19 protein-coding genes are annotated in these 12,415 nt (G+C 62.6%); 10 read left to right on the plus strand and 9 right to left on the minus strand.

Annotated elements, in window-relative coordinates:
• The first annotated feature begins 29 nt into the window (after positions 1 to 29).
• Entirely contained in the window at positions 30 to 866 is an 837-nt protein-coding gene (locus tag BUA36_RS16695) for a branched-chain amino acid aminotransferase (RefSeq protein WP_072786327.1), read from the plus strand.
• Here BUA36_RS16695 and BUA36_RS16700 read toward each other — a convergent pair whose 3' ends face one another.
• The 3 genes from BUA36_RS16700 to BUA36_RS16705 all read right to left on the minus strand — a co-directional run bounded on the left by BUA36_RS16700 (position 867) and on the right by BUA36_RS16705 (position 2,301).
• Positions 867 to 1,397, minus strand: a complete 531-nt coding sequence (locus tag BUA36_RS16700) for a DUF3617 domain-containing protein (RefSeq protein ID WP_072786328.1) — start codon at positions 1,395 to 1,397, stop codon at positions 867 to 869.
• A 76-nt stretch (positions 1,398 to 1,473) separates the two neighbouring features.
• Entirely contained in the window at positions 1,474 to 1,620 is a 147-nt protein-coding gene (locus BUA36_RS30375) for a lmo0937 family membrane protein (RefSeq protein ID WP_008446864.1), read from the minus strand.
• 78 nt (positions 1,621 to 1,698) lie between these two features.
• Positions 1,699 to 2,301, minus strand: a complete 603-nt coding sequence (locus tag BUA36_RS16705; protein WP_072786329.1) for a glycine zipper 2TM domain-containing protein — start codon at positions 2,299 to 2,301, stop codon at positions 1,699 to 1,701.
• Between the two features lie 120 nt (positions 2,302 to 2,421).
• Here BUA36_RS16705 and BUA36_RS16710 point away from each other — a divergent pair, with 120 nt between their 5' ends.
• Positions 2,422 to 3,141: a Crp/Fnr family transcriptional regulator gene (locus tag BUA36_RS16710; protein WP_072786330.1), complete on the plus strand. Its 720-nt coding sequence runs from the start codon at positions 2,422 to 2,424 to the stop codon at positions 3,139 to 3,141.
• A 132-nt stretch (positions 3,142 to 3,273) separates the two neighbouring features.
• Here BUA36_RS16710 and BUA36_RS16715 read toward each other — a convergent pair whose 3' ends face one another.
• Complete coding sequence (locus tag BUA36_RS16715; protein WP_072786332.1) at positions 3,274 to 3,498, minus strand: YMGG-like glycine zipper-containing protein; 225 nt, start codon at positions 3,496 to 3,498, stop codon at positions 3,274 to 3,276.
• Between the two features lie 104 nt (positions 3,499 to 3,602).
• Entirely contained in the window at positions 3,603 to 5,612 is a 2,010-nt protein-coding gene (locus BUA36_RS16720) for an AsmA family protein (protein ID WP_072786776.1), read from the minus strand.
• Between the two features lie 138 nt (positions 5,613 to 5,750).
• Here BUA36_RS16720 and BUA36_RS16725 point away from each other — a divergent pair, with 138 nt between their 5' ends.
• The 6 genes from BUA36_RS16725 (at position 5,751) to BUA36_RS16750 (ending at position 8,773) form a co-directional block, all read left to right on the plus strand.
• Complete coding sequence (locus BUA36_RS16725) at positions 5,751 to 6,140, plus strand: DUF4398 domain-containing protein (RefSeq protein ID WP_072786334.1); 390 nt, start codon at positions 5,751 to 5,753, stop codon at positions 6,138 to 6,140.
• Positions 6,141 to 6,158: 18 nt separating this feature from the next.
• Entirely contained in the window at positions 6,159 to 7,073 is a 915-nt protein-coding gene (locus BUA36_RS16730) for an OmpA family protein (RefSeq protein ID WP_072786335.1), read from the plus strand.
• Positions 7,074 to 7,097: 24 nt separating this feature from the next.
• Positions 7,098 to 7,643 carry a ferritin-like domain-containing protein gene (locus tag BUA36_RS16735; protein ID WP_072786337.1) on the plus strand — a complete coding sequence of 182 codons (546 nt, stop codon included), beginning with the start codon at positions 7,098 to 7,100 and terminating at the stop codon, positions 7,641 to 7,643.
• A gap of 62 nt (positions 7,644 to 7,705) precedes the next feature.
• Positions 7,706 to 8,008, plus strand: coding sequence for an ElaB/YgaM/YqjD family protein (locus BUA36_RS16740; RefSeq protein ID WP_072786777.1), 303 nt, complete (start codon positions 7,706 to 7,708; stop codon positions 8,006 to 8,008).
• 6 nt (positions 8,009 to 8,014) lie between these two features.
• Positions 8,015 to 8,398: a phage holin family protein gene (locus BUA36_RS16745; protein ID WP_072786338.1), complete on the plus strand. Its 384-nt coding sequence runs from the start codon at positions 8,015 to 8,017 to the stop codon at positions 8,396 to 8,398.
• 9 nt (positions 8,399 to 8,407) lie between these two features.
• Positions 8,408 to 8,773 (plus strand): hypothetical protein, encoded by a 366-nt coding sequence (locus BUA36_RS16750; protein WP_072786341.1) that lies wholly within the window; start codon positions 8,408 to 8,410, stop codon positions 8,771 to 8,773.
• Positions 8,774 to 8,803: 30 nt separating this feature from the next.
• On the opposite strand, the gene BUA36_RS16755 is transcribed toward BUA36_RS16750, so the two are convergent.
• The 3 genes from BUA36_RS16755 to BUA36_RS16765 are packed head-to-tail and all read right to left on the minus strand — an operon-like array spanning position 8,804 to position 9,790.
• The gene (locus tag BUA36_RS16755; protein ID WP_072786343.1) at positions 8,804 to 9,130 is read right to left on the minus strand and encodes a hypothetical protein; all 327 of its coding nucleotides are present in this window, start codon (positions 9,128 to 9,130) and stop codon (positions 8,804 to 8,806) included.
• Positions 9,131 to 9,145: 15 nt separating this feature from the next.
• Entirely contained in the window at positions 9,146 to 9,298 is a 153-nt protein-coding gene (locus BUA36_RS16760; protein WP_072786345.1) for a DUF3309 domain-containing protein, read from the minus strand.
• Positions 9,299 to 9,343: 45 nt separating this feature from the next.
• Positions 9,344 to 9,790 (minus strand): glycine zipper 2TM domain-containing protein, encoded by a 447-nt coding sequence (locus BUA36_RS16765; protein WP_072786346.1) that lies wholly within the window; start codon positions 9,788 to 9,790, stop codon positions 9,344 to 9,346.
• Between the two features lie 217 nt (positions 9,791 to 10,007).
• On the opposite strand from BUA36_RS16765, the gene BUA36_RS16770 reads away from it, so the two are divergent.
• Entirely contained in the window at positions 10,008 to 10,322 is a 315-nt protein-coding gene (locus BUA36_RS16770) for a BON domain-containing protein (protein ID WP_072786348.1), read from the plus strand.
• 48 nt (positions 10,323 to 10,370) lie between these two features.
• The gene (locus BUA36_RS16775; RefSeq protein ID WP_084560205.1) at positions 10,371 to 11,534 is read left to right on the plus strand and encodes an AI-2E family transporter; all 1,164 of its coding nucleotides are present in this window, start codon (positions 10,371 to 10,373) and stop codon (positions 11,532 to 11,534) included.
• Here the strand turns inward: BUA36_RS16775 and BUA36_RS16780 are convergent.
• Entirely contained in the window at positions 11,520 to 12,383 is an 864-nt protein-coding gene (locus BUA36_RS16780) for a YihY/virulence factor BrkB family protein (RefSeq protein ID WP_072786352.1), read from the minus strand. The two genes, BUA36_RS16775 and BUA36_RS16780, sit on opposite strands and share 15 nt — an antisense overlap.
• Between the last annotated feature and the right edge of the window lie 32 nt (positions 12,384 to 12,415).

The raw sequence follows: 12,415 nt of genomic DNA on the forward strand, positions 1-12,415 counted from the left end.
AATTGCTGGTTTTGACACCAGGATTGAGCATGTATCTCACTTACTTCAACGGCAACTGGGCCGAAGGCAATGCGCCGCTGTTTGGCGCCATGGACCACAGCGTCTGGCTCGGTTCGTCCGTGTTTGACGGCGCCCGTTCCATCCGTGGCCACATGGCCGACCTGCGTTTGCACCTGCAGCGCGTGATTACCTCGGCCGACCGTCTGGGCCTGTCGTGCCCGCTGACGGTCGATCAGATGGAACAGCTGGTGCGCGAAGGCGTGGCCAAGTTTCCGGCGGATGCCGAGCTGTACATCCGTCCGCTCGTATTTGGTACCGATGGCCTGCTGATACCCGTGCCGGAAAAAAGCGCGTTTGCGCTGACCCTGTTTGATGCGCCGGTGCCGCCATTTACCGGCTTCTCGGCCTGCCTGTCGCAGCTGCGCCGTCCGGACGCCAACATGGCGCCGACCGATGCCAAGGCATCATCGCTGTATGCCAACACCTCCAAGGCATTGCGTGAAGCGCGCGATCGCGGCTTTGACAATGCCGTGGTGTGCGACAGCACCGGCAACGTGGCGGAGTTTGCGTCGGCCAACCTGTTCTTTGTCACGCCAGCCGGCAAGGTGGTGACGCCGGTGGCCAATGGCACTTTCCTGTCCGGCATTACGCGTGCGCGCGTGATCGACCTGCTGGCCAAGGAAGGGGTCGTGGTGGAAGAGCGCAGCGTGCGCCCGGAAGAACTGGAAACCGCCGTTGAAATCTTCAACACCGGCAATTACGGCAAGGTTACGCCTTGCGTGCGCTACGAGGCACGCATCTTGCCGGTGGGGCCGGTCGCAACGCTGGCGCGCGACCGCTACTTCGCGTTCTCCGACACCCAGTAATTACTGCGGCCTGGCCGGGCAGGTGGCGCTGAGCCAGCGCCCGGTCGACTCCACCGTCGCTTGCTGCGGGCCGGTGCCGCTGTTGTTGGTGACGTTCATGGTCATGGTGTAGGCGCTGTCGCCCTGGAAGCGCAGCTGGCCATTGCCGCTGGACGCGGGATCGGTACAGGTGAACGCGATGTTCAAGCCGCCGGGCACCTGATCTTGCTGGGATGTGCATTTGCCTTTCTGATTCAGCGGTATCTCCTTGCGCGACGCCATTTCTGGCGTAACGCAGGCGGTCATGGTGATGCCGCCATTGGCGCCCGCCTTGGGCATGGACACGCCGTTCCTGGCCATCATCGCCTCCATCTGCGCGCGCTGTTCCGGCGGCAGGGCGGCCAGCTGCGACAGGGCCGCGCTCATGGCCTGGTCGGTCTGGGCATTGCCGGTCTTGACCTTGCTATTGGTTTCCCATAAGCCCGGCTTGATGGTTTGTGCGGAAGCGGAAACTGCGGCCAGCATCGCCAGCGAAATCAACAGACGTTTCATGGTGTCTCCTTCCAAAAACAATGAGCATAAATGAAAACGGCGCCGTTGGCGCCGTTTCAACCGATAGCGGAGAAGGCTACACGCCGCGTCCGCTAATCAGGCGCAGCAGAACCATGATGATGGCCACTACCAGCAGGATGTGAATGAAGCCGCCGATAGTGTACGAAGTCACCAGGCCCAGCAGCCACAGAATAAGCAGAACTACAGCGATGGTATATAGCATGATTCTCTCCTCGGGTTGTGTTGAAACCATTATCAACAAAACCCGGCGCCGATTCTGTACGCTGCCGTACCTAGCGCCTTAGTCCATCGAACGCAACTGGCCGTTCACCACGCGCACGGCGTCGCCCGAGCGCCAGTTTGGCTGCGCCGATTGATGGAAGGTGCGCTTGGTGCCATTGTCCATGCGGACCACGATATTCCAGCTATACGAGGTTTTCATATTGCCTTCGATCTGGTTGCCCGCCACCGCGCCGCCGACCGCACCGGCCACCGTCGCCAGCTGACGGCCGTGGCCGCTGCCAACCTGGTTGCCCAGCAGGCCGCCAAGCACCGCGCCACCGACCGCGCCGACGCCGCTGCCTTGTGGACGGTGTTCTACCGAGCGTACCGATTCCACCGTGCCGCAGCTGGTGCATGGCGCCTGACGCGCTTCCTGTTCCTGCACCTGACCCGGGCCCTGCTGCACGGCCGCTGCCGTGGCCGGCGCCGCACTGTTATAGGCCATCTGCTGCGATGCTGCAGGCGCGGGCGGCATGCCGCTCACAGCGGCGGGTACCGAGGCGTTCGAGGTGGGCAGCCAGCCCAGTATCGCGGCGCTGCCGACGCCGCAGAACAGCACCACCGCGACAGCGGCGATGACCATGACCGGATGCGTGCCTGGTTTGTTGTTGGGGGTGTCCATGAGGTGTCCTTTTTATTGGTTGAGATGGTGCATTGCGCCGCATATTTTCCTTCAGGACATGTATTTCTTCCGTGCGTCACCGTACATACAGAGCAATTCATTGCCCTTACTCTTGGTCACATGCACACCTCGATCTCACCCTTCACCGACGACGACCGCGCCCAGCCACGGCTGGCGAACAACCGCCTGCTGGCCTGCCTGCCGGACGACGAACAGCTGCAGCTCGCCGAGAAATGCGAAACGGTGCGGGTGGAAAATGGCCAGGTGCTGAGCGAGCCGGGTCAGGCGGTGCGCTACGTCTACTTCCCGATCGACTGCCTGCTGTCACTGCTGGCGGTGGCGGAAGGGCGCATGACGCTCGAGGTCGGCGCTGTGGGGCGCGAAGGCATGATCGGCGCCTCCTCGGTGCTGGGCCACGAACTGGCGCAGATCCGCGCCGTGGTGCAGCGCTCCGGGCGTGCGTATCGCATGGTGGTGGAAGACTTCGTCACCGAATTCCACCGGCTCGATTCCCTGCAGCGGCTGCTGCATCGCTACACCGACACCTTGCTGGCGCAGGCGCAGCAGATCGCCGTGTGCAGCCGCTTCCACGTACTGGAAGCGCGGCTGGCGCGCTCGCTGCTGATTACGCGTGACCGTCTGCAATCGGAAAAATTCCACCTCACGCACGAATTCCTCGCCCATGCGCTGGGCGTACGGCGCGTCGGCGTCACCAAGGCAGCCAGCGCGCTGCAGCAGCAAAAACTCATCAGCTACAGCCGCGGCAACATCGAAATCCTCGACTCCGCCGGCCTGGAGTCCGTCTCCTGCCACTGCTACACCATGTTCAAAGACAAATAGGGGTCAGGTCCGTCATTTCTACACGAACCCGGCAGTAGCCGCAGCTACTGCCGGGTTCGTGTAGAAATGACGGACCTGACCCCGAAATGAAAAACGGACCCGCAGGTCCGTTGTTGGTTGAGGCGGCGGGGATTAACGTGGTGGCTTTTGTACCTGGTTGCCGATCACGCCGCCGACGGCTGCGCCGCCGACGGTGCCGACTGCGCTACCGCCGGTCAGGACCGAGCCGGCGACGGCGCCAACGCCAGCGCCTACTGCGGTGTTGCGGTCCTGATTCGACATGCCTGCGCAGGCGCTCAGACCCAGGGTGGCCGCCAGCACGGCGGCGGTTGCTGCAATACGCTTGATGTTGTTCATGATGTTCTCCTCTGGCAGGTGGGGCGCGGTATTGCGCTCACCGATGGGGCCAGATTACGCAAGCTGGGCGCGCGCTTCCGTTCGGCACATCACATAGCCGGGATTTACTTGCCCGGCGCGGGCGCGACTGGTTTGGCGGCAACTTGTGCCATTAAGGCCTGGCAGCCGGCCGTCTCGCCCGGGCCGGTGCTGACCAGCGGTACGATGGCGGCCACCGGCGCTACCACGGCCAGCGCCAGCGCGCCGCCCGCGCGCAGGGCCAGTGTGCCTTTGTCGACGCTGACCTCGGGCGCCTTGAAGGTGCCGCGCACGTAGATCGGCGCGCGCAGCGAGATCACGCGCACACTCTTGGCGTCGGGCTTGAGTGTGAGGTCGAGTTTTTCGTTGTCCAGGTTGACGGTGCCGCCGATGTCGATTTTGGCTTCGGAGGTGTCCACCACGAACAGCCGCGATTTCATCACGCCATGGGTTACGGCGAAGTCGGTCACCATGCAGTTGAGCTTGACCTGTTTGTCGCCGGCCAGGCGCGTCAGCACCACGCTGCCGAGGTTGAGGCCCATTTCTTCGAGCAGCAGCTTGCTCACGCTGCCCTGGTTGATGACGCCCTTGAGCTCGCCATTGGATGAGCCCAGCAGCCCGGCCACCGAGTTGCCGGTGGCGGACAGCGAGACGTCGGCGTTGACTTCGCCCACGGTGGCCTGCATGCCTTCGATGCCGGGGAACAGCTGTTTGAGTTGCAGGTGCTGGGCGCCGGCCTTGAGTTCGGCACGGATCGCCTGTGGATTGATCTTGCCGCTGCCATCCAGCATGACGGTGGAGTTGAAGCGGCCGCCGGCGATGTCGAAGTTCAACGGTTTCAGCGACAGCACACCGTCCTTGAGGTGGATCTGCGTTTCCAGTTGATGGATCGGCAGATTTTTGTCGCGGGTGATTTGCGCGGCCTTGTAGTTGACGTCGGCATCGATCGCGGTCCAGCGCTCGGTGCGGAAGGTTTCTACCGGCAGCACCTTGTTGCCGGGCTGGACCGTATCGGCGCCGCGCGCCTCCTTGCTGGCGTTGGAGTCGGCGCCGATCAGCGGCCCCAAATCGGACACTTGCAGCAGCCGCGATTGCACGGCGCCGCTCAGCAGCGGCCGCGGCGCCCCGGTTTTGAAGTCGAGCTTGCCGCCGATGTCGCTCTGGCCGACCTTGCCTGTGAACTGGTCGTACACCCAATGGCTGGCGTTGGCGCCGAGGTTGCCGCTGAGGTGGCCTTCGGTGACGAATGGCGGCGTCTCGGGCAACAGCACGCCGGTCAGGCCATACAGGCGCGCCATGCTGGGGCCGGACAGTTTGAGGCGCATGTCGAGCGCGGCCAGCGCTGCAGGCTTGGTCAGCGTGCCTTCAACGCTGATGCGGGTGCCGCCCACCTCCAGGTTGGCCGCCAGCGGGTAGGGCGTGGTCTGTTCTTGCAGCGACAGCACGGCGCCGGCCTTGCCGCTGCCGCTCACGTCCTGCTGGTTCCACTTGCCGTGCAACTGCCAGGCGACGCCGTAGCGGGCGTCGTTGATGGTGTCGACCTGGGCGCTGGCGTCAACCTGGGTCATGGCATCGATGTAGCGTATTGCGCCTTTCGAGAACACCACGCGCTGCACGTCCAGCGACCAGGCGGAGCGCTTGTCTTCGCGTTTGAAGGTCCAGTTGTTGTGACCGTCGGCGTCGCGCTGCAGCAGCAGCTTGGGATGGTCGAAGCGCAGCACCGGGATCTGGATGCGCTGGCGCAGCAGCGGCAGGGGCTCGATGACAAACGCGAACTGGCCGACGCTGGCCATCTCGGCCGGCGCCTGCATGCCGCGCGGATTGCCGACGTGGACGTCGCTGGCCAGCAGGTGCGGCAGCGGCAGGTAGTCGCGCCAGGTGCGGTCCTGACCGTTGTTGCCCTGCTGTTGCCAGGTCAGGGAGACCGCGCCACGGATCTCGAATGGCCGGTCGATGGCGGCGCTGATTTTTTCGTTGAGCCAGGGCCGTGCGCGGTTCCAGTCGTAACTGGCCAGCACGGCGGCGGCAATCACGGGCACCGCCAGCACAACGCTGCTGGCAGCCAGGGTAATACGGGTTCGGCGGGATAGGGACATGGACATGGGAGACCAGCTGAATTTTTATAGTTGCCTCATTTTACACACTCGGCGTTTTTGTGCGGCACCGTACTGATGCCAAAGCAGCATGGGGCTATAACATCAACTGTACCGTTCATTTTTTTGAGGAGAACAATAATGATGAATCTGAATACTCAATGGCAAATGATGTGCGGCATCGCCCTGGTGGCTGGCCTGAGCGCCTGCGCCAGCGATAAAACGCCCGCTACCGCTGACGTCGCAGTGTCGCGCGAAGCCGTGGCTGCTGCCACCAGTGCTGGTGCTGCCGATCTGGCGCCAGCGGAAATGCAGTCTGCCCGCGACAAGCTGATGCGCGCCAATCAGGCGCTGGCGGCCAAGGATTACAAGACCGCGCAAGACCTGGCAACGCAAGCGTCGGCTGACGCCCAGCTGGCCCAGAGCAAAGCCAACTCGGCCAAAGCCACCACGGCTGCCGATGAGCTGCAAAAAAATATCCGTCTGCTGCGTGAAGAAGTGGCCCGCGCCAACGCCACCAGCCAACAATAAATCATCCCGGAGCCCATCATGAAAAAAATCACTCTGCTGCCTGTTGCCTTTGCCATGTCCGTGATGTTTGCTGCCTGCAGCAGCACGCCGACCACCACTTCGCAGCTGGAACAGGCGCGCAGCGACTTCTCGGCGGCACAGGGCAATCCATCGGTGGCATCGAACGCGCCGCTGGAATTCAAGGCCGCCTCGGATGCGCTGGACCGCGCCAACGCCGCTGCCGCGAAGAAGGACAGCCTGGATGAGATCGACAAGCTGGCCTACATCGCCAAGCAGAAGATCGCCACCGCACAGGAAGCCGCCAAGGCCAAGCAGGCGGAAAGCGATGTGGCCAATGCCGCCCGTCAACGCGATGAAATCCGTCTTGAAGCCCGCACCGCGGAAGCCAACCAGGCCCGCGCCAGCGCCGACCGCGCCCGTACCCAGGCCGAGCAGGCCAAGGCTGATGCCGACGCCGCCCGCATGCAAGCCGAGGCGGCTGCCAATTCGGCGCGCGACGAGCAATCCAAGAACGCCGCGCTGCAACAGCAGCTGGCCGACCTGCAAGCCAAGCAGACTGACCGCGGCATCGTGATTACCCTCAACGACGTGCTGTTCAATGTCGACCGCGCTGAACTGAGCGCCGAAGGCATGCGCACCGCGCAGAAAGTCGCTGACGTGCTGATGCAGGAACCACAAAGCGTGGTGCTGGTCGAAGGCTTTACCGACAGCACTGGCACCTCGTCGCACAATCTGGAACTGTCGCAGCGCCGTGCCGAATCGGTGCGTGCCGCGCTGTCCGGCCTGGGTGTCCCACCCGGCAAGATCGCTACCCGTGGCTACGGCGAAGCCTATCCCGTCGCCAGCAATGCTGATGCTGGCAGCCGCCAGCTGAATCGTCGTGTGGAAATCGTGCTGTCGCAAAACGGCGCACCGATTGCCAACCGCCGCTAATTTATTACACTAGGAAGGACTATCATGGCTGAATCCAATCCCACCCATCCGGCAGGCATCGACATCGAAGCCATCCGCGCCGCCGCCCGCAATCTCGAGGACGGCGCTGTCACCGCAGGCTATCGCGGCGACCGCGAGGCAGTGATCGCGATGCTCAACGGCGCACTCGCAACCGAACTGGTCTGCATCATGCGCTACAAACGCCACTATTACACGGTGGCGGGGCGCGAGAACGCTGGCATCAAGGCCGAGTTCCTGGAGCATGCGAACCAGGAGCAGGAGCACGCCGACTGGCTGGCCGAGCGCATTGTCCAGCTCAACGGTGAACCTGATTTCAACCCGGCAACATTGCTCGCACGCAGCCATGCCGAGTATGATGCGTCAGAAGACGTACAATCGATGGTCCGCGCCAACCTCATTGCCGAGCGCGTGGCGATTGAATCGTACCGGCAGATGATTCAGCAAATCGGTGATTCCGACCCGACCACCCGCCAGTTATTGATCAAGATCATGGCGGTCGAAGAAGAACACGCCGACGATATGCGTGATTTGCTTGACGAACACGGATAAAGACACTGCAGCTTCATTTGCTGTACAGTTTTCACATCAACAACCACAACAGGAGCTTCATCATGCTGGAACAAAACATCAGTACCGTGAATAACGACGTGAAAACTCTGGTTAAAGATGCCCAGGCATTGTTCACCGCCGCTACCGCGCTGACTGGCGAAAAGGCCGAAGAACTGCGCGGCCGCGGCATGCGCGCACTGGACACCGCACTGGCCAAGGCGCATGAGGCGCAGGTCAGCGCAGTGGCTGCCACCAAGGAAGCCGCCAAGCAGGCCGACGAATACGTCAAGGAAAACCCATGGCGTTCGATTGCCGTGGCAGCCGGCGTCGGCCTGCTGATCGGCGTCATCATCGGCCGTAAGTAAGCCATCGTGTCGCAAGACGAAGGAAATCGTCCGCCGGGTTTGATTGCGTCGCTGGGTCTGGTGACCCGCAACGCGATCGGCCTGCTGCTCAACCGGCTGGAGCTGGCCGCGCTGGAGTTGGCGGAGGTGCGCAATCACCTCCTCAAGCTGGTGCTGGTCTTTGCGCTGGCGGTGGTGGCGGGCTGCTTTGCGCTGGCCTATGCCACCGTCACCATTGCCTATCTGGCCTGGCAGTCGCTGGGCTGGACCATCTTGCCGATCATCACCTGCGTGTTTCTGCTGATCGCCATTGGCCTGATCGTGTACGCGCGCGCCATGATCGCGAGCGGCAAGCTGTCGTTGCCGGCCACCATGGCAGAACTCAAATCCGACCGCGATATGCTGGTCTAAGGAGCGCCGATGAGCCATCAAGAAGAGGCCGCCGTGGCGGCGGAAAAACTAAGACTGATACGCGAAGGCGAGCTGTATCGCATCAAGGTGGTGCACGCCAAGGCGCTGGTGACCCAGGCGCTGCAGCCGGACGCGCTGATGCACGGCGCCGTCGAGCATGCGGTCGGCATGGCCCAGGCGCGCCTGGGCGGGTTGCTGCAGCCGGGTGGTTTGAGTGGCTTGAATTTCCGCTCGCTCAAGTCGCTGATGCCGTATGCGCTGACGGTCGGTTCGTTCATTGCGCGCAAGCGTTTGATCAAGCCGGCGCTGGCGTTAGCGGTGGTGGCCGGGGCCGGGGTGGCCTGGCTGCTGCGGCACAAGCGTACGCAGGAATGAAACGAGGGCCGCAGATGCGGCCCTCGTTTTTTATTGCTTGTTGTCTGCCAGGATCTGCGGCACTTTGGCCATGTCATCCTTGTAGGTTTGCTGGGCGTCCTTGAGGCAGCTGCTGCGTTCGCTGGCAGCGCCTTTCTGGCACGCCTGCCTGGCTTCGGCCAGGGCGGCGCCGATTTCCTTGCGCAGCGTGTGTTCCTGTGCGGCCTTGGTGGTGTCGGCCTGCTTCCAGCGCATGGGTTCGCCTTTGGCGATTTCCTGGTGCTGCAACTGGACGTTTTGCGGTGGCGTGGTGTCCTGTGCGTGCGCGGCCCAGACCGCGCACGCCATCATCACGCCGGTGATGATGTGTCGAGCCATGATGTTCTCCTGAGTTTATAGCCTGCCGGTCAGCAGCATAATCAGCAGTATAACGACGATCAGGCCGGTGATGCCGCTGGGCGCGTAGCCCCAGTCGCGGCTGTGCGGCCAGGTCGGCAGTGCGCCGATCAAGGCCAGGACCAGAATAATCAGAATGATGGTACCCATAAAATTCTCCTTGTTTTAAGCAGTGGACTGGTCCCGGCAATGGGGTCAGTAGCGGTACAGGCGGCCGTCGATCAGACGCACGCGGTTGCCCACGCGCAGATCGTAGACGCTGTCCTGGTTGATGATGCGGGTGTCGCCATTGTCCATGCGGACGCTGATCTGGTATTCCTGCTTGCCGGCGTTGCGGTTGTTCTCGACATTGTTGCCGACCACGGCGCCACCGACGGCGCCGGCTACGGTCGCGGCGGTGCGGCCGCCGCCGGAGCCGACCTGATTACCCAGCAGACCGCCGATCAGGCCGCCGGTGACGGCGCCCACGCCGGAGCCGCCCGAACGGGCCTGGACCACGGTAATGGCGTCAATCGTGCCGTAGGTGGAAGAGTCGTTGCTGATGTAGCCGATCTGTTGCGGCTGCTGGTTGTTGCTGGCGCAGCCGCTCAGTACGGCAGCGCCGGCCAAGATGGCGGCGGCAAACGTGGTTGAGCGTTTCATATTGTCCTCCTGGAAAAGTGTGAGTCCAGCATAGACAGCGCAACAGGGCGGGTCTGTGCGCTTACGCACCCTGTTGAGTCGTGCGGGTTTTTTGTACGGTAGCGTACAGAGGTCCGGCAGGAAGGCGCGTAAAACGTCTACATCGGTAGCAGAGACGTGGCAACGTCCCGCTGGCTGACAAACTCAAATGTTCTTAATTACTCCAAGGAGAATCGCCATGAAAATCGCACATAAAATCGCTACTGCCCTGTTCACTGTATCGCTGCTGGGTGCCATGACCGGCTGCGCATCGACCTCCACCAAAGAAGGCACCGGCGAGTATGTCGACGATTCCGTCATCACCACCAAAGTCAAAGCCAGCATCTTCAACGAGCCTAGCCTGAAATCGACGGAAATCAATGTCGAAACCTTCAAAGGCACTGTGCAGCTGAGCGGCTTCGTGGCCCAGCCAGGCGACATCGCCAAGGCTGCTGAAATCGCCCGCGGCGTCAAAGGCGTGACTGCAGTGAAGAACGACATCCACGTCAAGTAATTCCACCCCGGCCAGCGCGCCTCTCGCGCTGGCCTCTCTCTATTCATCATGAACCAGCCTGCCGACCTCCCATCCACAACTACCTCGGCGGTTGGCGCCGAAGGTGTTTCCCCCCGTCTTCCCTTGCACGTCAACGCGCGCGGCCTTGCACTGGGCGTGATTGCCACCGTGGTGTTTATCTATGCACTACAGTGGTCGCGTGATTTTCTGGTGCCGGTGCTGCTGGGCATACTGATTACCTTCATGTTCAGTCCGCTAGTGTGCTGGCTCGAACGCATCCGGATTCCACGTCTGATCGGTACCACGCTGATTATTGCGGTCATCCTGGGCAGCTCGGTGCTGGTGGTGGACAAGGTGCAGGGCGAGTTCCAGTCCATCATGGATGAGCTGCCGACTGCCGGGCACAAATTGTCGCGCCTGTTGTCGGACCGCCTGCATACCGGCGGTCCCAGCGCACTGCAGCGCATCCAGGATGTCGCCACCGAACTGCAGCAGGCCACTGCTGGGGCACAGGAACGCCGCGCTGCGCGCCGCGCCACCGCCACTGCCGCTGCACCGGACAGCATCCCGGTGATGAACTGGATCTGGGCCGGCTCCATGGGCGTGATGGGCTTCCTGAGCCAGGCCACCATGGTGATTTTCCTGGTGTTTTTCCTGCTGCTGTCGGGCGACACCTTCAAGCGCAAGCTCGTCAAGCTGACCGGACCGTCGCTGACCAAGAAAAAGATCACCGTACACATCCTGGAAGACATCAACAGCTCGATCCAGAAATACATGCTGATGCTGCTGGTGACCAACTCCGCGCTGGCCTTGCTGATGTGGATTGCCTTGCGCTGGATCGGCCTGGAAAATGCGGGCGCCTGGGCCATCGTGGCCGGCTTGCTGCACCTGATGCCTTACTTCGGCCCGCTGCTCATCATGCTGGCCACCGGCGTGGTCGCCTTCCTGCAGTTCGAGTCGCTGCAAATGAGTTTGCTGGTGATGGGCGCTTCGCTGGCGATCGCCACGCTGATCGGCACCGTGGTCGCCACCTGGATGACGGGCCGCTTTGCACGCATGAACGCGGCAGCGGTGTTTGTCAGCCTGCTGTTCTGGGGCTGGCTGTGGGGCGTGTGGGGCTTGCTGCTCGGCGTGCCCATCATCGTGATCGTCAAGGTGGTCGCCGAGCGCATCGAAGGCATGGAAGTGGTGGCGGAACTATTGGGGGAGTGAACGGTTGCGCAAGCTCCCCAGTTGCAGCGCATACTGCCGCGCAAACTCGGCGCCGAGGAAGAAGATCTGCGCCGAGTAATACACCCACAGCAGCAAGGCAATCAGCGAACCGGCCGCGCCATAGCTGCTGGCCACGCCGCTATTGCCGATATACGCACCAATCGCATATTTCCCCAGCGTGAACAGGGCCGCCGTGCCGATCGCGCCGATGGTCACGTCGTGCCACGACAGCTTCACGCGCGGCAGCATCTTGAAGATCACGCCAAACAGCGCGGCGATCACCAGGAAGCTGATGGCCATATTCACGCCGGTCAGCGCCACCCCGGCTTCCGCCCAGTAATTGCCCCAGAATTTTTCCAGCAGGGTCAGCGCCGCGCTGACTACCAGCGACACCATGAGCAGGAACGCCAGCACCAGCACCATGCCAAACGACAGCAGGCGCGTGCGGATGGTATCCCACAGCGTGCCCTTGGTGAGCGGCGGGACTTGCCAGATGGCGTCCAGGCTGGCCTTGAGTTCGGCAAACACGGTGGTGGCGCCAAACAGCAGCAGGGCGCTGGCGATCAGCGTCGCCATGCGGCCTTCCTCCTTGTTCTTTGCTCCCGCCAGCACGGCCTGGATGGCTTCCGCGCCCTGGCTGCCGACCAGCCCGCGCAGTTGCGCGAACAGTTCGCCTTGTGCCGCCTGCGGCCCGTAGAACCAGCCGGCAATCGCCAGCACCAGCACCAGGATCGGCGCCAGCGAGAACAGCGTATAAAACGCCAACGCCGCGCCCATGCTGCCGCCGCGGTGTTCAAACCATTCCGAGATGGTGCACTTCAGCACCGAGAGGATATTTTTTGTCTGCATAAATGAAAAAAGCCCCGCAACCGGAGTTGCGG

The sequence above is a fragment of the Duganella sacchari genome, from assembly GCF_900143065.1.
Taxonomy (GTDB): Bacteria; Pseudomonadota; Gammaproteobacteria; order Burkholderiales; family Burkholderiaceae_D; genus Rugamonas; species Rugamonas sacchari.